Raw genomic sequence first — 18,043 nt, forward strand, 5'->3', positions numbered from 1 at the left:
ACAGGGTCAGCGGCGGCGGCCGCGTTTGACGTCGAGCTGCTCGAACCGGGGCACGTCGCCGTCCTGGACGCGCCGCCAGGCCCTGGCGTACAGGTCGGCCACGGGTTCGCCGGGCACGAGGAGGCCGCCGAGGCCCGCGTTCGGGCTGAACATCGGGAGCTTCCACTGCTCCAGCGGGAGCCGCGGCGTGCGCTCCTCCGACCAGCCGCCGGTCAGGAACAACGAGCGTCCGGCGCGGGCGCGCACGGCCTGGACGACCAGGTCGGTGCGGGCCAGCTCGGCCCGCGCGGCCTTGAGCCGGGCCGGCTTCCAGCCGGTCCACCGGGCGGTGTTGCGGTCGGTGGGGTCGGGCATGGCCAGCAGCATCAGGTAGACGGCGGCGGCGTCCTCGCCGAGGCCGTGCGCCTTGGCGACGTCCACCACCAGGTCGGGCACCGAGCGGGTGGGGTCCTGCGGCCACCAGGTCCCGTCGGCGTCCCGGTCGCCCTGGGCGGGGTCGCCGGGGTCGGCCAGCAGCGCCGCGAAGCGCGGGTCGAGGGCGGTGCGCAGCGCGGACACGGCGGGGAACGAGCCGTTGAGCCCGATCAGGGCCCGCAGGTAGGGGTCCTCGCCGGCCGCGTCGAGCAGGTGCGGGCGGAGCGCGGGCGAGGGCTGGCTGTCGTAGGTGGCCATGACGACCGCGCCGTACCGCTCGTAGCCGTCGCCGACCTCGGTCGGCGTGCCCGCGACCTTCTTGAACGCGGGCAGGCCGACGTACTCGTCGAGGTCGATCAGCAGCCCGGGGTGGGCGAGCCGGTCGCGGACCGCCGACAGCGCGGCGGGCAGCCCGGCGCGCAGCGGATCCCCGGCCGGCAGCCGGTGGGCCAGCCAGGCGGCCGTGGCGACGGCCGTGACCAGCGACCGCCCGCCGAACCCGGTGCCCTGGCCGACGGGGTGGACGCGGTCGCCGCGCACCTCCCACTCCAGGTCCACGCTCAGCTCGGGAGCGGCGGCGGGGTCGAGCACAGCGCGCAGGGCGGGCGCCGGGTCGCCCTCGACGGTGCGCAGCGCGCGGGCGGCCTCGCCGAGCAGCCATTCGGGGAGGGCGAGCCGCTGCCCGACGCGCTCGTTCCACACCCGCGCGGCGGCGGCCGCGTCGGGGCCGTCGGTCCACAGGCGGGCCGGGTCGGCGGGCAGCAGCGCCGCTGTGACGGCCCGCCGCACGCCGGCGCCGAGGGCGCGCAGCTCGTCCTTGGCGACGGCGGCCTCGGCCACCTTCACGCCGATCGTCGCGCGGGCCTCCTTGTCGAGGTAGGTCCGCTCGTAGGTGTCCACCTGCGGGAACCCGGCCACGACCAGCCGCGCGGCGGTCCGGGAGACCCCGGTGAGCCGGGCGAACTCCTCGGCGGCGGCGTCGTGCCAGGGCGCCGGGCCGCGCGCGGCCAGCTCGGTGAGGAACGCCGCGAGCCAACTCGCCTCCCGGTCCCCGCCGACGGGCGAGGTGTCGCGGACCGTGTAGGGCGCGGGCACCTCGAACACCCCGGCGGGGTCGTGGCACAGCGCCGTCCATTCGAGCCCGTCGACGTCCGTCTCGCGCAGGTCGAGGAAGACGACGAACGCGCCGCCGCCCAGCGGCAGCACGCCCGAGAGCGAGCCGTCCGCCGGGGTGCCGTCCACGGCCACCATGTGCTCGCGCCTGAGCGTCACCGTCATGCGGCGCCAGCGGGAGGAGCCGGACGCGACCGGCAGGCCGCCGTCGCGCAGCTCGCCGAGCAGGACGCCCAGCGCGTCCCGGTGCTCGGCCGGGGTGGTCGGCGCCGCGCACCGGTACGCCACGGCGGCGCAGTGGTCGAGCAGGCGCTCCCACCGCAGGCCGGAGGCCGGCAGTCCGGGCAGGCGGAGGTGGTTGGCCACCTGCGGGCGGTCCTGCCCGGCGGTCACGGCCCCGCCCACCGCGCGGATCTGCTGGAAGGCGGCGTCGGCGTTGTGGCGGTGGTAGCCGCGGCCGTCGCCGAGGCCGTTGAGCGCCTCGTCCAGCAGGTGGTCGGCGGGCCCGGACGGGCCCCGCTCGGCGGCCGGGTCGCCGGCCAGCGCGCGGTTGAGGTTGGCCACGACGGTGCGCACCGCGTCCTGCTGGGTGGCGGCGAAGCCGACGATCCCGGCCACGCCCTTGACCAGCGCCTCGTGGGTGATGCCCGGCAGCAGCGCGCGGACGGCCGCCGCCAGGTCGGCGCCCTGGGGCGTGGCCGCTTCGAGCAGGGCCGCGGCGGTCTCGCGGTCCGCGCGGCGCAGCGCCGCCGAGCCTTCGAGGTCGCGGGGGCGCAGGCAGTACCAGTAGCGCTCGGGCGGCAGGATGGGCGTGCCCGCGCCGAACGCGCCCGGCTTGGCGTCGGTCCGGTACTCGGCCAGGACGACGCCGTCGGCGTCCACGAGGCTGATCCGGTAGCTGCCGCGGACGACGGCGCAGGCCCGCTCCGCGCCCGGGAAGGTCAGCACGCGCACCGGCACGCCGGCGTCCGGCGGCAGCGTCACCGAGATCCCGGACAGGTCCTCGGCGCGGTGGGAGCCGTCGGGCAGCCTGACCACGCGCAGGCCGTACAGGCCGTCCACGGGGGCGCCGACCGGGGTGGGCTCGTCGGAGGGGGCGGGCAGCAGCCAGCCCTCGGCGGGCCGGACGTACGGGGTGCCGGCGAGGAAGCCGGGCAGCGACTTCCTGCCGACGCCGCCGCCGGCGGGGTCGAACTCGTACCAGCCGGTGTCGTGCTCCGACCAGGTCCACGTCCAGAAGGACGTGCCGTCGGTGAGCAGGTGCCGCTCGTCGGGGACGGCCGTGTCACCGGCGTGCAGCACGCCGTACCCGGTGGTCCGGCCGCCGCCGGGCACGGCCAGGCTGACCGGGTCGTCGCCCTGGTAGTAGTCCAGCCGCGTGCCCCGGCTCCGGTCCTTCCCGTCCAGGTCGCGCACCCGGTCGGCGGAGGTGTGCCAGTAGCCGCGCAGGCCGTTGGCGCGGTCGCGGGAGTCCCAGTAGACGAGCAGCTCGCCGTCCACGTAGTGGAAGCCGGGATCGCTCCAGGTGTCGTCCCTGGGGACGCGCAGGTCGTGGGTGAGCAGGACGCCGTCGGCCGAGAGCACCCGGGCCTGCGCGGTGCCCGCGACGACCAGGTTGGGCCAGGCGTCGCAGACGACGAGGTCGTCGATGTCCTTCTCCGGCACGAGCTGGGTGGCGGCCTGCTCGAAGGCGGGCCAGCCCAGCTCGTCGATCACGCCGGACCGCAGGGCGCGGGCCAGCACCCCGGCCACGTCGGCGTCGGTCACCGCCTGGCGCACCGCGTCCTCGGCCAGGGCCAGGGCCTCGCCGGGCAGCCAGGACAGGCGGCGCAGGGCGTCGGGCAGGTTGGGCAGGCCGGCGGCGGCCGAACGGCGGGCGACCAGGCGTACCCACTCGGCCAGCAGCGGACGCCCGCCCGGCGAGGCGGCCAGGGCGCGGACGGTGGCCCTGCCCACGTCGTCGGCGTCGAGGTGGTCGGCGCCGTGCCGGAAGGCGGTGTGGAAGCGGCCGTCGGCGGCCAGGGCGAGCAGGTCGCGCCGGTCGTCGTGCTCCGCCCAGTGCGTCAGCCGGAGCCGGGCGCCGTCGCCGGGGTCGGCCAGCGGGATGCCGAGGGCCAGCAGCAGGTCGATCAGGTCGGCTTCGTCGTCGACCGCGATCGTCGCGCCGGTCGCGGTCAGCTCGGCGCGCAGCCGGTCGGCCATGCGCTCGATCAGGGCGTGGAGGGCGGGCAGGCGCGGCGCGACGCCCCAGGCCCGCTGCCGCGCGGCGAGGAACCTGCGCAGCCAGCCGGCGGCGCCGTCGGCCGGGCGTTCGGCCTCGGGCACGTCGGTGTGCAGGCCGGCGGTCGCGCCCGCGCTCTCCAGGATGTCGAGCCAGATGCCCGGCAGCTCCCGGTCGTGGCTGTCGGGGATGACGTTCAGCAGCGTGCCGCGCAGCTCCGGCCGCTGCCTGGCCAGCGCCGCGACGGCCGGGGCGTGGGACTTCCACCAGCCGGTCGGGGCCTGCATGGCGGCCGGCAGGGCCAGCACCTCGGCCAGGTAGTCCTGCTCGGCCGCCTCGGCGTCCACGCCGGCGGCTCTGGCGAGCCTGCGGATGTCGGCGGCCATCTGCGCCGAGGGGGCGAGGCCGCCGGCGGTCCTGCGCACGCACAGCCGCGCGTACCTGTTCAGTGCCTCCGCGGCGGGCAGGCGGGCGGTCAGCTCCTTGGCGTACCCGGACAGCGCCTTGACCGGCAGCGCCCCGGCCAGCGCGAACTCCAGGAACACCGCGTCGAGGCGGTCGTCGTCCACGGGGAGGCCGTGCTGGGCCTCGGCCCGGCGGGCGGCGGAGAAGAGCTGCCCGGCGTACTGGGCGTTGTCGGCCGCGGCGAACACGCGGGCGGCCTGCTCGTAGAAGGTCGGCAGGAAGTGCGGGACGGCCGCGGCGAGCTGCCCGGCCAGGCGCTGGTAGGCGTCGAGCGCCGTCTTGGGCTTGGTCCTGGCCTGACGGGCGACGCGCTCCAGCTCCGGCACGACGGCCAGGGCGTGGTGCCCGTCCTGCGGGTGGTGGACCAGCACCCATTCGGGGAAGCCGAGCGAGCGCCGCAGGCCCAGGCCGACCACCGCGGCCTCGCCCTCGGGCACCAGGCCGAGGAAGCCGCCCACCGCGTCCTCGGCGCCGCTCAGCTCCTCGGTGACCAGACGCACGATCACCCGGTCGTCGAGGCCGGGGTGCCGGTAGGCGCGGGCGACCAGCGGCACGGCCCGCTCCCCCGCGCCCTCGGTGCCGGCCGGCAGCACCGCGCCGGCGTCGAGCAGCTCCCGCGCCTCGGCGTTCTGCGAGATGTCCCCGGTCATGCGCCCTTCCCCTCTTCGACCTGCCGGCCGGCGTGCAGCGCGGCGGCCATCCTCATGCCTTCCGACCAGGCGACCGGGCCGACCTCGCGCAGCGTGAGCGTCCTGCCGTCCTGGTCGCGCCAGGTGAGATCGCCCGTGGACGTCTCGCTGTCCCAGTAGGGCTCGCCGATCCAGACGGCTGCCTCGGTGAGCCGGCCGGCGTCGCGCACCTGGCAGGTGGCGTAGCCGCCGGAGACGCGGTAGCCGAGCTGGGTGGCGCGGGCCGCCACGCCGAACCGGGAGGCGTACGTGCCGCCCGCGAAGTCCTTCACCTGGCGCACCCCTTCGCCCTGGTCGGCGGGCTTGCGCCAGATGGCCCGGTGGATCTGCTCGACCTTCTGCGTGATGCCCAGCTCGGCGGCGAACTCGCGCAGGTCGTCGAGGTCGGGCAGGAGCACCGGGTGCGGCAGCGTCACCGTGCGCGGGGCCAGCCTGACGGTCTCGCCGTCGAGGTTGACCATGCGCAGTTCGCCGGAGGAGGTCGCGTCGCGCAGGAAGCCCACCTCGTCGGGGTCGTCGCCGACGACCGCCATGTCACGCAGCGCCGTCTGCCACGCCTCGTCCGGCCACACCCGGGCGATCAGCTCGGTCGGCACGGGCAGCGAGGACACCATCCAGGCGTCCACGTGCGCCACGCAGGACGCGGCGTGCCGGTCGAGCCATTCGGCGAAGCGGCGCAGCCGGTCCGCCTCGGGGTGCTCGCGCACCGCCTTCGGCAGCGTCTTCAGCTGCCGTCCGGCCGAGCGGCCGGACGTGGCCCTGGCCGTGACCCGGCCCTCTATCAGGGCGACCTCGTACGCGTCGCCCGCCGCCAGCCAACCCAATTGCCGCCGCCTCTCCTCGCGCAGCCATGGCATGCAGCCATGCCGTCAAGCCATGGGAATGTGTCGCGGCGCGGATCTCCCGCCGCCACGTTGCGCGGAACGTTATCGGCGATCACTGACAAATGCCTACCGACTGCCCGACGGCCCGGTTACGGCGCCGGGTCCCCTCGGCGAGCGGGGTCCGTCCGGGACGGCGTGAATCGCGTGCGTACCGCCTGAAGACCGTCCGTACCGCCCAAGGACCGTCCGTACCGCCTAAGGACCGTCCGTACCGCCTAAAGAGCAGGGCAGGATCGGCGCGCGCAGGCTACGGGCGCGGGCGGCGGGGGTAGGCCAGTCCGGGCCGGGCGCGCCGACCGGGGAACGGGCGCGCGGCTCGCTCGACAGGGGGATGGCCGGTGAAAGTCGTCGTCGATCTGACGCGGTGCCAGGGGTACGGGCAGTGTGCCTTCCTCGCGCCCGACGTCTTCACCATGCGCGAGGAGTCCCTCCTGTACGACCTCGACCCCGGCGACGAGCGGCGCGAGCACGTGCTGCGCGCGGCGGCGGCCTGCCCCGTCCAGGCCATCCACCTCGACTGGACGGCCACCCGGCTCACGCCCGAGCCGCCCGGCCCGCCGGCGCGCGGGATGACCGACGGGCGCATCGTCATCGTCGGCGCGTCCCTGGCCGGGGCGCGGGCCGCCGGCGTCCTCAGACGGGAGGGCTTCACCGGATCGCTGACCGTGATCGGCGACGAGCCCGCCGAGCCGTACGACCGGCCGCCGCTGTCCAAGCAGGTGCTCATGGGGCAGGTCGCGCCCGACCACGTCATGCTGCCCCACCTGCGCGAGGTCGAGGCCGAATGGTTGTGGGGCACCCGGGCGACGGGCCTGGACGTGGCCGGCAAACGCGTCCTGCTGGCCGACGGCCGCGAGGTCGGCTTCGACCGGGTGCTGCTGGCCACCGGCACCCGCGCCCGGCCCTGGCCGCACGAGGAGCAGGCCCGGCTGACGGGCGTCCACACGCTGCGCTCGATGCGGGACGCCGCCGGCCTGCGGGAGGCGCTGGCCGCCCGCCCCAACCGGGTGCTCATCCTGGGCGCCGGGTTCACCGGCAGCGAGATCGCCTCGGTCTGCCGCGAGCTGGACCTGCCCGTGACGGTCGTCGAACGCGGCCCGGCCCCGCTCGTCAACGCCCTCGGCGGCGTGATCGGCGACGTCGCCGCCCAGCTCCACCGCGAGCACGGCGTGGACCTGCGGTGCGGCACCACGGTCACCGCGCTGGAGGGCGACGGGCAGGGGCGGCTGCGCGGCGCCCATCTGTCGGACGGCAGCACGGTCGAGGCCGAGGTCGCCGTCGTCGCGCTCGGCTCGGTGCGCAACGTCGAGTGGCTGCTGGACTCGGGGCTGGCCGCCGGTGTGTGGGGCGTGGCCTGCGACGCCGGCTGCCGCGCCGTGGACACCAACGGCCTGGTGACCGACGACGTCTTCGTCGCCGGCGACATCGCCCGCTTCCCGCACCCGCTGTACCAGTACCAGTTCATGACGCTGGAGCACTGGGGGAACGCCGTCACCCAGGCCGAGATCGCGGCCCACAACATGGTCAGCGACCAGACCCACCGCTGGCCGCACCTGTCGGTGCCGGTGTTCTGGTCCAGCCAGTTCGGGGTCAACATCAAGTCGGTGGGCGTGCCCACCTTCGCCGACGAGCTCGTCGTCACCCAGGGCTCGACGGACGAGCGCCGCTTCGTCGCCGTCTACGGCTACAAGGGCCGGATCACCGCCGCGGTCACCTTCGACCAGGGCATGTGGCTGGAGTTCTACCAGCGGCTGATCGAGCGGGCCACGCCCTTCCCGCCCGCCTTCCGGCACATGGACATGCGGGGGGAGGCGCGGCCCGTACCGGCCCGGGTGCCCGAGCGGCTGGTCGCGGCCGAGGGGGCGACGGTCGTGGTGACCGGCCACGACCCGGCCGAGCGGCGCGCCTCGCTGCGGCACGAGCCGCAGAGCTGACCCGGCAGGAACTCAGGACAGGAGTGCAGGACATGACCTCGGACGCCGCCATGCAGCGCATCCTCGACCCGGCCGGCCGCGCCGACCCCTACCCCTTCCTCGGGGAGCTGCGCCGCAACCCGGTGACGCGGCTGGCGGACGGCTCGTACGTCGTCAGCACGTACCGGGAGATCGTCGAGCTGCTGCACGACCCGCGGGTCAGCTCCGACCGGCGCAACCTGGCGAACGCGCCGGAGGAGCCGGAGCACGCGCCCGCCTTCATCAGGCTCGACCCGCCCGAGCACGACCGGCTGCGCCGCCTGACCATGCGCCACTTCGGCCCGCCGCACTCGCCGGGCGTCGTGGACGGGCTGCGCCCGATGATGCTGGCCACCACCACCGAGCTGATCGACGCCCTGGCCGGCAAGAACCGGGCCGACGTCGTGGACGAGGTCGCCTACCCGCTGCCGATCGCCGTCATCTGCCGGCTGCTCGGCGTGCCGGCCGAGGACGAGCAGCAGTTCCACGCCTGGGCCGACCAGATCGTCGAGACGCTCGGTCCGGGCGAGGAGGACCGCGCCGAGCGGGCCCGCGAGCGCCAGGCGGTGTCGCAGAACCTGGAACGCTACCTCGCCGGGCTGGCCGAGGCGCGGCGGCGGGAGCCGGGCGACGACATGTTGTCCGGGTTCGTCACCTACGAGGGCCCGGACGGCCGCATGACGCCCGAGGAGGTCGTCGCCACCTCCCTGCTGCTGCTCATCGCCGGGCACGAGACCACGATCAACCTCATCGCCAACGGCATGCTCACCGTGCTGCGCGACCCCATGCTGCTGGAACGCCTGCGCGCCGACCCCGACCTGGTCATCACCACGGTCGAGGAGCTGCTGCGCTTCGAGCCGCCCGTGCAGCTCGTCTCCTCGCGGGTCACCCTCGACGACGTGGTGGTCGGCGGCGTGACCATCCCGGCCGGCTCGCCCGTCGTGCTGGCGCTGGCGGCGGGCAGCCGCGACCCGGCCCACGTGCGCGAGCCCGACCGGTTCGACCCGTGCCGCCGGCCGAACGAGCACCTGGGGTTCGGGGGCGGCGTCCACTACTGCTTCGGCGCGCCGCTGGCCCGGCTGGAGGCGCAGATCGTGCTGGGTGAGCTGGTGCGCAGGGTGCGCAATCCGCGGCTGGTCGCCGACCCGCCGCCGTACCGCCCCAGCCCGGTGCTCCGCGGCCCCCGCCACCTCCTGATCGACTACGACGGCATCGCCCCGGCCTGACCCGCCCACGGCGCCCCCGCTGGAGCCGGAAGCCGGAGGCTGCCGTCGCTTCCTCCCGGTTCGGGCGTTTCGCGGGGTTGTGACGTTGATCTGTGACTTCGGGTGCAGTTGAATGAGCGGGTGCGTGCTGGGCGGGTGGTGTCTCCTGTTCTGGTTGGGCGGGAGAAGGAGCTCGCCCGGCTCGTCGCGCTGGTCGCCGGGGCGCCCGCCGTGGCCGTCGTCGAGGGCGAGGCCGGCATCGGCAAGTCCAGGCTGACGGCCGAGCTGCTCGGCGGTCCCGCGGTGGCGGGCCTGCGGGTGCTGAGCGGGGCCTGCGTGCAGATCAGGGAGCCGTTCCCGCTGGGCCCCGTCGTCGAGGCGTTACGCGGACGGGCGTCCGAGCTGGCCGGCGCGGCGCTGTCACCGGTCGCCGGGGCGCTGCGCGAGCTGCTGCCCGAGCTGGCCGGGGTGCTGCCGGAGACGCCGCCGCCGCTGGACGACCGGGCGGCCGAGCGGCACCGGGTCTTCCGCGGGCTCGCCGAGGTGCTGACCGCGCTCGGCCCCGCCGTCCTGGCGGTGGAGGACCTGCACTGGGCCGACGGGCAGACGGTCGAGTTCCTGACGTACCTGATGTCCGTGCTGCCGGGCACGTTGCGGGTGGTGCTGACGTACCGGAGCGAGGAGGCGTCCGGGGCGGTGCGGGCCATCACGGCCCGCGCCCCCGACACGATCACGGCCGAGCACCTGGTGCTGCCGCCGCTCGACGCCGCCCAGACCCGGGTGATGGCCTCGGCGATCCTCGGGGCCGAGGAGGTGACGGCCGAGTTCGCCGAGCACCTGTGCGGGCGGGCCTCCGGCCTGCCGCTGGCCGTGCAGGAGCTGCTGGCGCTGCTGCGCGACCGCGGCACGCTGATCCGGTGGGAGGGCGGCTGGGCGCGGCGGGCCTTGGAGGAGCTCGACGTGCCGAGCGGCGTGCGCGCCTCGGTGCAGGAACGGGTGGCCCGGCTCTCCCCGGGCGCCAAGGAGGTGGCCGAGCGCGCCGCCGTGCTGCAGCTCCCGGTGCCCGTCGCGCTGCTGTCGGGGCCCGACGTCGGGGCGATCGACGATGTGCTGGGCTCAGGGCTGTTCGCCGACACCGGCGGCCTGGTCGGGTTCCGTCACGTGCTGGCGGCGCAGGCGGTATACGAGGCGATCCCGCTCGGCCGCCGGCAGGCCCTGCACGCAGCCGCCGCCGACACCGTACGCGAGCTGCGCCCAGTGCCGCTGGGCCGGCTGGCCCACCACCTGCGCCAGGCCGGCCGGGCCGGGCAGTGGGTGGCGGCCGCGATCGAGGCGGCCGAGCAGGCGTCCCGGCTCGGTGACGACGCCGAGGCCGCCCGCCTGCTGGAGGACGTCCTGCGCGGCGCCGACCTGCCCGCCGCCCGGCGGGCCGAGCTGACGGTGAAGCTGGGCTGGGCCGCGCTGGAGCTGCTGCGCCCGCCGCCGGTCGCCGACCTGGTCACCGGCGCGCTGGAGCAGGACGTGCCGCCCCCGGTGCGCGGCCACCTGCGCCTGCTGCTCGCGCTGCACCTGGAGCGCACCCGCACCGACGGCGCCCGCATCGGCGAGGCCTTCGCGCGGGCCGCCGACGACCTGGCCGGCGAGCCGGGGCTGGCGGCGTGGGCCATGGCCGGGGTCGGCCGCCCGCCCAGCGGCCTGCCGCCGGAGGAGAGCAGGTCGTGGCTGGAGCGGGCGCTGGCGACCCTGCCCGCGGTCGCCGACCCGGCCATGCGGATGCTGGTGCTCGGCAAGATCGCGATGATCTTCGTGGTGATGGGCGACCCGCGCTGGGCCGTGCTCGCCGACGACCTGCTGCGCGAGACCGGCGGACGGCGGCTGCTGCGCCGCGAGGTCAACGCCTACCGTTCCATCGGGGGCGCGGCCCTGTTCAGCGGGCACCACCGGCGGGGCCGCCGCCTGCTGACCGCGGCGGTCGAGGAGGGCGCCGAGCCCGACCTGCGCGAGCGGCTGGAACTGCGCTGCCTGGTGAACCTGGCCGCGGCCGACTACTTCGAGGGCTCCTGGCAGGGCCTGCCGGCCAGGCTCCAGGAGCTGCGCGACCAGTTCGGCGACGAGCCGCACGAGCGCATCCTCCTCGACATCGTGACCGCCTGCCTGGCCGTGGTGCAGGGCCGTCAGGAGGCCGCGCTGCCGTCGTTGCTCGACGCCGCCGCCGAGGCCCGCACCCGGGGGCAGTACGACGACCTGGTGCTGCCGCTGGCGATGTCGCTCCGGCTGAGCGCCGCGCGGGGCGAGCCGGAGGCGGCGATCGAGGCGGCCGTCGAGGCGGGCCGCCACTGGGAGGCGAGCGAGCTGTGGCCGGTGGCGGTCCGCGCGCTGCCCGCGCTGACCGAGGCGCTGCTCGTGGCGGGCCGTCCGCAGGAGGCCGCCGACGTCGTCGCGCGGCACGCCGCCCGGCTGGCCGGGCGCGACGCGCCGCTGGCCGGGCCCGCGCTCGCGCAGGCCCGCGGCCTGCTGGCGGCCGCCGGGGAGCAGTGGGCGCGGGCCGCGGCCGAGTTCACCGCCGCCGCCGACGCCTTCGAGACGGTCCCGGCGCGGTACGAGGCGGCGCAGGCGAGCGAGCAGGCCGCCGCCTGCCTGTTCGCCCTCGACGACCCCGAGGCGGCCGTCCGGCTCGGCCGGGCCGTCGCGGTGTACGCCGAGCTCGGAGCGCGCTGGGATCTCGACCGCGCGACCGGGCTGGGCCGCAGGTGGGGCGTCCGCCCGGCGGCGCAGAGCGCGCCCGCGCAGGCGGGGAACGACCACGCCCTGTCGGCCCGGCAGGAGCAGGTGGCCCGGCTGGCGGCCGAGGGGCTGACCAACCAGGAGATCGCCAGGGAGCTGTTCCTGTCGCCGAAGACGGTGGACAAGCACGTCAGCGCGGCCATGCGCAAGGTGGGGGCGCGGTCGCGGACGGAGCTGGCCCGCCACCTCCTCCCCAGCGACTAACCCCAAAATGGGGATTTTTCCCCATAGGGCACCCCATACCCCACCCCATACGTCTGCCGCGACACTTTCGGCATGTCCGACACCATCCAAGACCCCGACCGGCCGGACCCGGACGACCCGGCCCCCGACGTCCCCTCCCCGCACGAGGAGACCCCGGAGCCCCCCCGCCCACCGGACGGCTTCGAACCCGTCTGACCCTTCCGGACGGTCACGGAACCCCGCCCTTCCCGGACGGTCATGCCCCCGTCCACACCCTCACGGACGGTTCCTCCTTCCGGGCCATGAGCCCGCCGCCGCCGTCCGAACCCCTCCCCCGCCAGAAAGGCCACCATGGCACTGCCCCGCCCCCCGCTGGCGCGCCGGACAGGCGTCCTGCTGACCGCGGTCACCGCGCTCGCCGGCGTGCTGACCGCCGGACCGGCGACCGCCGCGACACCGGACACCCCCGCACCCGGCGCCCCCGCCGCCCCCGCAGCGCACACAGCGCCCACAGCGCCCGCGCAGCCCGCGCAGCCCGCGCAGCCCGCCAAGGACGTCGCCCTGTCCGGGGTGCGCGCCCAGAAGGTCGTCGTCACGCTGATCACGGGTGACAAGGTCCAGCTCACCCGGTCCGCCACCGGCCGGTACCGCGTCGAGCCGGCCCCCGGCACCCGCCAGGACGGCCGCCGCATCAACCTGTTCACCCAGTTCACCCCGGACGGCGTCTTCGTGCTGCCGGACGACGCGGTCTCCGCCGTCCAGGCGGGCCTGGTGGACAGGCGGCTGTTCGACGTCAAGTACCTGGCCGAGAACGGCTACTCCGACGAGGTGGCCAAGCGGCTGCCGGTCATCGTGCAGTACCCGGGCGACCAGCCGGAGGCCGCGGTCAAGCGCTCGGCCGCCGCCGTCCCCGCCAGCGAGCCCACCCGGACGCTGGAGAGCATCCACGCCTCCGCCCTCGACGTCACCAAGGCCGAGGCGGGCGCGTTCTGGGAGGCCGTGCGCGGCGGCCGGCCCGCCGGCGAGGGCCTGGCCAAGTCGCCCGGCACGCTGCGCGGCGGCATCGCCAAGCTGTGGCTGGACGCCAAGGTCAAGGCCGACCTGGACGTGAGCGTCCCGCAGATCGGCGCCCCCAAGGCATGGGAACGCGGCCAGGACGGGACCGGCGTGAAGATCGCCGTCCTGGACACCGGCGCCGACACCGGCCACCCCGACCTGGCCGGCAGGATCGCCGACAGCAAGTCGTTCGTCCCCGACCAGCCCGTCCAGGACGGGCACGGGCACGGCACCCACGTCGCCTCGACCATCGCCGGCACCGGCGCGGCCTCGGGCGGCAAGTTCAAGGGCGTCGCCCCGGGCGCGCAGCTCGTCGTCGGCAAGGTGCTCGACAACACCGGCTCCGGCCAGGAGTCGTGGATCATCGAGGGTATGGAGTGGGCCGCGCGCAGCGGCGCCAAGGCCGTCAGCATGAGCCTCGGCGGCCCGCCCAGCGACGGCACCGACCCGCTCAGCCAGGCCGTGAACGACCTGACCGCCGAGACCGGCACGCTGTTCGTGGTCGCCGCGGGCAACCTGTACGAGGCCGAGACGATCAGCATGCCCGGCGCGGCCGACGCCGCGCTGACCGTGGCCGCGGTGGACAAGAGCGACAAGCTCGCCGCGTTCTCCAGCCGCGGGCCGCGACCCGGCGGCGGGCTCAAGCCCGACATCGCCGCGCCCGGCGTGGACATCGTGGCCGCGCGGGCGGCCGGCACCGCCATGGGCTCCCCGGTGGACGACCACTACACCGGCGCCTCCGGCACCTCCATGGCCACGCCGCACGTGGCCGGCGCGGTCGCGATCATGGCGCAGCGGCACCCGGACTGGACGGCCCAGCAGCTCAAGTCCGCCCTGATGTCCACCTCCACGGACGACGGCTTCACCGTCTACGAGCAGGGCGCCGGCCGGGTGGACCTGGACCGCGCGACCCGGCAGCAGGTGTTCGCGACGAGCGGCGGCGTGGACTTCGGCCTGCTGGAGACCGGCAGCGCGGCGAAGACCGGCGAGATCTCCTACCGCAACCTGGGCGACCAGCCCGTCACGCTCACGCTGAAGGCGGCGATGGGCGCCGCCAGGCCGGTCCTCGCCGACGCGACGCTGACCGTCCCCGCCGGCGGCACCGCCGCCACCACCGTCACCCTCGACCCGGCCGAGCTGCCCGTCGGCCTCTACAGCGGGGCCGTGACGGCCGAGGCGGACGGCGTCCGGCTCAGCACGCCGCTCGGCGCGGTGCGGGACGTCCCCAAGTACGACCTGACCATCCGCACCATCGACCGGGACGGCAGGCCGCGTACCCCGTCGGCCATGAGCGTCCTGGACGTCGACGGCAACAAGGGCGAGCTCGGCCCCAACCGCATCGACGACGTGGGCCTGGTGGTGAGCCGCGTCCCGGCCGGCACCGTCAGCCTGCTGCAGGTGCTCGACTGGGTGGACGCCGACGACCGCGCCAACCGGGCCTGGCTGTTCGAGCCCGAGCTGACCGTCACAGGCGACATGGAGATCACTCTCGACGCCCGCAAGGCCACCGAGGTCAGCTTCCGCGCGCCGAAGACCGCGCAGCCGCTGAACAACACCTACGACGTCTTCTTCCAGCGCTCCCTGCCCAACGGCAAGGTCTTCGGCGGCACGCTGCTGTCCGGTCGCCCGCTCGGCGGCTGGGAGAAGGTGTGGGCGCTGCCGACGAAGAAGGTCACCAAGGGCGGCTTCCGCTTCGCCGGCCAGTGGGAGCTGGGCGTGCCCGAGGTCACCATGACCATGCGCACGCCGAGGCGCACGACCCTGCACCCGGTCTCCCGGGTCCACACGATCGACTCCGGCGAGATCCACCCGGGCTACGTCCCGTTCGAGGGCACCAAGGACCTGCGGGTGGTCGACGCCGGCAAGGGCCGTCCCGAGGACCTCGCGGGCAAGGACCTGCGCGGCGCGCTCGTGCTGATCGACGCCGAGCCCGCCGAGGGCATCTTCGGGGTGGCGTGCGGCCTGCAGATCGAGCGGGTGGGCCCGATCAGGGACGCGGGCGCCGCCGGCGTCCTGGCCTTCAACGAGAAGGCGGCCACCTGCCCGATCCCGCTGCCCATCTCGCAGAAGCCGTTCAGCGGCCCGTTCCAGCCGGTCAACATCCCCGTCGCCTACGTCTCCAACGCCGAGGGCCTGAAGATCCGCGAGGAGGCCGGCCGGGGCGGGGTGACCGTCCGGGTCGAGGGCACGCCGAACACGCCGTACTCGTACGTGTTCCGCCCGTCCGTGGACGGGCGCGTCCCCGACTCGATGCGGTACGAGGTGACCGAGCGCCGGCTCCACCGGGTCGACCTCGACGTGCACGCCGGGCCGTACACGAAGTACATGAACTGGCGGGCCTCGTGGCGGACCGACGACATCTCGTACACGACGACCAACACCAACATCCTGCAGTGGTCGGCCCCGCTGCCCGAGCGCAGGACGCAGTGGATCTGGCCGCTCGACCCCAAGGTCGTGAGCGAGGCGGGCCTGTCCGCGCTGGTCGCGTCCGCGCCGGGCGAGGAGGTCCAGGAGACCCGCTACCGGCACGAGGTGTTCGACCGGCCGGGCACCACCGTCCAGAAGTGGTTCGCCACCCCGAGCACGCCGGGCGCCTCGACGGCCTCCGACAAGCTGTACGCGCTCGGCGGCCCCGCGGACGCGCCCCCGCTCAGGCAGCTCGTGATCGGCGTGCCGTGCGCGATCTGCGTGCACGACGGCAACCTGTGGGTGACGCCGTCGATGGTCAACGGGGTCGGGGACCGGCGTGACGACGGCGTCGCGTTCGGCGACCTGGTGCCCCAGTACGAGCTGCACCTGTACCGCGACGGCAAGGAACTGCCGAACGCCCCCCTGCCGGGCTTCGACACGCTGCCGCGCTACCCGCTGCCCAAGGAGCCGGGCACCTACCGGCTGACGGCCAGGAACGCCCTGTCGGACATCGAGTGGACGTTCACCGCGCCGCCGGCCAAGGAGCAGCTCAGGCCGGGCGCCAACTGCTACGCCTGGTTCGTCGACGGGCTGGTCGAGCAGTGCCGCACCACCCCCGCGGTCTACGTCAGCTACGACCTCGGTGACACCCTGTCCGCCGGCAACACGGTGGCGGCCGGGCGCAGGCACACGTTCGAGCTGGAGGCCTACCACGGGCCGTCGGCGGCGAAGATGCCGGCGATCGCGGGCGTGCGGCTGTGGACCAGCACCGACGACGGCGCCACCTGGCAGCCCGCCGACCTCAGGCGGGGCCGGGACGGTGTCTACACCGCCGGCGCGAAGTACCCGGCCCACCGCGCCACCAAGGGCGCGGTGAGCCTGAAGGTGGAGGCGTGGGACGCGGCGGGCAACCGCCTCAGGCAGACCACCCTGCGCGCCTTCGACCTCCGCTGACCCCGCCGACCGCGGCCGCCCACCCCGCGGGGGGGGGGGGGCGCCCCCCCCCCCCCCCCCCCCCCCCCCCCCCCCCCCCCCCCCCCCCCCCCCCCCCCCCCCCCCCCCCCCCCCCCCCCCCCCCCCCCCGCCCGCCCACCCGGCGGCCGCGGTCACCCGCCGGGCGGGATCCGCGGGTCCTCCCGGCGCGGTCACCAGTCCAGCGTGACGGGCGAGTCTGGGCGTACGCCTTCGAGCAGCCCCTCGACCAGCCCGGCCAGCCCCGGCGGGAAGACCCGCTCGGTGGCCCGGCCGAGCTCGCCCGCGCTCCACCAGCGATGCCCGAGCCCGTCGTCAGCGGGCTCGGGCAGCTCCATGCCGGGCACCCGGGCGAAGAAGTACGTGTGCACGGTGTGGAACCGGTGTCCCCGCACCGACCACTCCCCCGCGTTGACGGCCACCGGCCCGCCCAGGTCCGCGGCGGCGAGCACGAACCCGGTCTCCTCCCGCACCTCCCGGCAGGCCGCCTCCGCCACCGTCTCCCCCGGCTCGACCGCGCCGCCGGGCAGGTGCCAGGCGGGCTCGGCGGGCCACGGGTCGGGCGGGACGAAACCGAACATCAGGACGCGGCCGGCGGGCTCGGCGAGGACGACGCGGGCCGTGGGACGGTACGTGATCACCTGCCGGAGGGTACCGGCAGGCCGTACGGCGGCGCGCGGGCCGCCGCCCTGCCGATCCGCTCATGGCGGTACGGTGAGCACCCGGCGGCGTACGGCCACCGGGACGGAAAGCGAAGGGACCCGCGCACCATGAACGCCACCGGACCGGACAAGGGCCCGGCGGCGGCCTGGCGGCGGGCCCGCGACCGGCACGGCTGGCTCGACCACCTGTCCCGCGCCGTGCTGCGCTACGACAAGGCCGACGGCGGCCGGTTGTCGGCGGCCCTCACCTACTACTCCTTCTTCGCCACCTTCGCCCTGGCCCTGCTGGCGTTCGGCATCCTCGGCCACGTCATGGACGACCCGACGGTCCTCGCCACGGTCCAGCACTACCTGAGCGAGAACTTCCCGCGCCTCGACGTCCAGGCGTTACGGGAGGCCGGGGGCACGGCCGGCGCGGTGGCCTTCGTCGCGCTGCCGATGACCGGGCTGTTCTGGATGGACACCCTGCGCTCGGCCACCCGGGCGATCTGGGGGCTGGAGGAGTATCCGGGGCGTTTCCTCCTGCGCCAGCTCATCGACCTGGGCGTGATGGCCGGGCTCGGGATGCTGCTCGCCCTCTCGCTCGCCGTCGCCTTCGCCGCCGAACGGCTGCTGACCTGGCTGGCCGTGCTCACCGTGGGCGTCGAGGCCCTTCCGGCCCAGTGGGTGCTCACCGCGGCCGGGATCGTGCTCGGGCTCGGCGTGAACACGCTGCTGGCCATGGCGCTGCTGACCGCGCCGCCGCGGCTGCGGGTGCCGCTGCGCCGCGTGATCGGCCCGGCGCTGGTGATCACCGCCGGGCTGGAGATCCTCAAGACGATCGGCCAGGTCTACGTCAACCTCACCGCGGCCAATCCCGCCTACCGGGTGGTCGCGGGCGCGGCGGGCATGCTGCTGTTCCTGAAGGTGCTCAACCAGCTCATCCTGTTCGCCACCGCCCTGACGGCGACCGCCACGTCGGGCCACGTCAAGGATCTGGCCGTGCGGCGGGCCCGTTGACAGGGTAACCAACCAAGCGCATGCTCGTTTCGGCG

General features: G+C 75.6%; 9 protein-coding genes. 6 read left to right on the plus strand and 3 right to left on the minus strand.

Annotation, left to right across the window (positions count from 1 at the left end; all coding sequences use genetic code 11):
• Positions 1-6: 6 nt before the first annotated feature.
• Both ACIBQ6_RS44535 and ACIBQ6_RS44540 read right to left on the minus strand, forming a co-directional pair.
• Positions 7-4,863 carry a DNA-binding protein gene (locus tag ACIBQ6_RS44535; RefSeq protein ID WP_397218861.1) on the minus strand — a complete coding sequence of 1,619 codons (4,857 nt, stop codon included), beginning with the start codon at positions 4,861-4,863 and terminating at the stop codon, positions 7-9.
• Complete coding sequence (locus tag ACIBQ6_RS44540; protein WP_397218862.1) at positions 4,860-5,759, minus strand: DUF4132 domain-containing protein; 900 nt, start codon at positions 5,757-5,759, stop codon at positions 4,860-4,862. The genes ACIBQ6_RS44535 and ACIBQ6_RS44540 overlap by 4 nt, the downstream gene beginning before the upstream one ends.
• Positions 5,760-6,124: 365 nt before the next feature.
• Between ACIBQ6_RS44540 and ACIBQ6_RS44545 the strand changes: the two genes are divergently transcribed.
• From ACIBQ6_RS44545 to ACIBQ6_RS44565, 5 genes are all read left to right on the plus strand, one after another.
• Complete coding sequence (locus tag ACIBQ6_RS44545) at positions 6,125-7,720, plus strand: FAD-dependent oxidoreductase (protein ID WP_358298299.1); 1,596 nt, start codon at positions 6,125-6,127, stop codon at positions 7,718-7,720.
• A 32-nt stretch (positions 7,721-7,752) separates the two neighbouring features.
• Positions 7,753-8,964 carry a cytochrome P450 gene (locus ACIBQ6_RS44550; RefSeq protein WP_358298301.1) on the plus strand — a complete coding sequence of 404 codons (1,212 nt, stop codon included), beginning with the start codon at positions 7,753-7,755 and terminating at the stop codon, positions 8,962-8,964.
• Positions 8,965-9,099: 135 nt separating this feature from the next.
• Positions 9,100-11,931 carry an ATP-binding protein gene (locus tag ACIBQ6_RS44555; RefSeq protein ID WP_397218863.1) on the plus strand — a complete coding sequence of 944 codons (2,832 nt, stop codon included), beginning with the start codon at positions 9,100-9,102 and terminating at the stop codon, positions 11,929-11,931.
• A gap of 72 nt (positions 11,932-12,003) precedes the next feature.
• A complete protein-coding gene (locus ACIBQ6_RS44560) occupies positions 12,004-12,126 on the plus strand; it encodes a hypothetical protein (protein WP_357978876.1) in 123 nt (40 codons plus the stop codon).
• Between the two features lie 135 nt (positions 12,127-12,261).
• A complete protein-coding gene (locus tag ACIBQ6_RS44565) occupies positions 12,262-16,329 on the plus strand; it encodes a S8 family peptidase (RefSeq protein WP_397218864.1) in 4,068 nt (1,355 codons plus the stop codon).
• Positions 16,330-16,520: 191 nt separating this feature from the next.
• Here the strand turns inward: ACIBQ6_RS44565 and ACIBQ6_RS44570 are convergent, their stop codons facing one another.
• Positions 16,521-16,988, minus strand: coding sequence for an NUDIX hydrolase (locus ACIBQ6_RS44570; RefSeq protein ID WP_397218865.1), 468 nt, complete (start codon positions 16,986-16,988; stop codon positions 16,521-16,523).
• Positions 16,989-17,117: 129 nt separating this feature from the next.
• Here ACIBQ6_RS44570 and ACIBQ6_RS44575 point away from each other — a divergent pair, with 129 nt between their 5' ends.
• Complete coding sequence (locus tag ACIBQ6_RS44575) at positions 17,118-18,008, plus strand: YihY/virulence factor BrkB family protein (RefSeq protein ID WP_358298309.1); 891 nt, start codon at positions 17,118-17,120, stop codon at positions 18,006-18,008.
• Positions 18,009-18,043: the final 35 nt, after the last annotated feature.

It is taken from the genome of Nonomuraea sp. NPDC049655, assembly GCF_044465465.1.
Taxonomy (GTDB): domain Bacteria; phylum Actinomycetota; class Actinomycetes; order Streptosporangiales; family Streptosporangiaceae; genus Nonomuraea.

Bases quoted from the DNA above. Each gene is read 5' to 3' on its own strand.
- ACIBQ6_RS44575 (WP_358298309.1), top strand. From the start codon at position 17,118: ATGAACGCCACCGGACCGGACAAGGGCCCGGCGGCGGCCTGGCGGCGG.
- ACIBQ6_RS44535 (WP_397218861.1), bottom strand. From the start codon at position 4,863: ATGACCGGGGACATCTCGCAGAACGCCGAGGCGCGGGAGCTGCTCGAC.
- ACIBQ6_RS44540 (WP_397218862.1), bottom strand. From the start codon at position 5,759: ATGCCATGGCTGCGCGAGGAGAGGCGGCGGCAATTGGGTTGGCTGGCG.
- ACIBQ6_RS44560 (WP_357978876.1), top strand. From the start codon at position 12,004: ATGTCCGACACCATCCAAGACCCCGACCGGCCGGACCCGGACGACCCG.
- ACIBQ6_RS44565 (WP_397218864.1), top strand. From the start codon at position 12,262: ATGGCACTGCCCCGCCCCCCGCTGGCGCGCCGGACAGGCGTCCTGCTG.
- ACIBQ6_RS44550 (WP_358298301.1), top strand. From the start codon at position 7,753: ATGACCTCGGACGCCGCCATGCAGCGCATCCTCGACCCGGCCGGCCGC.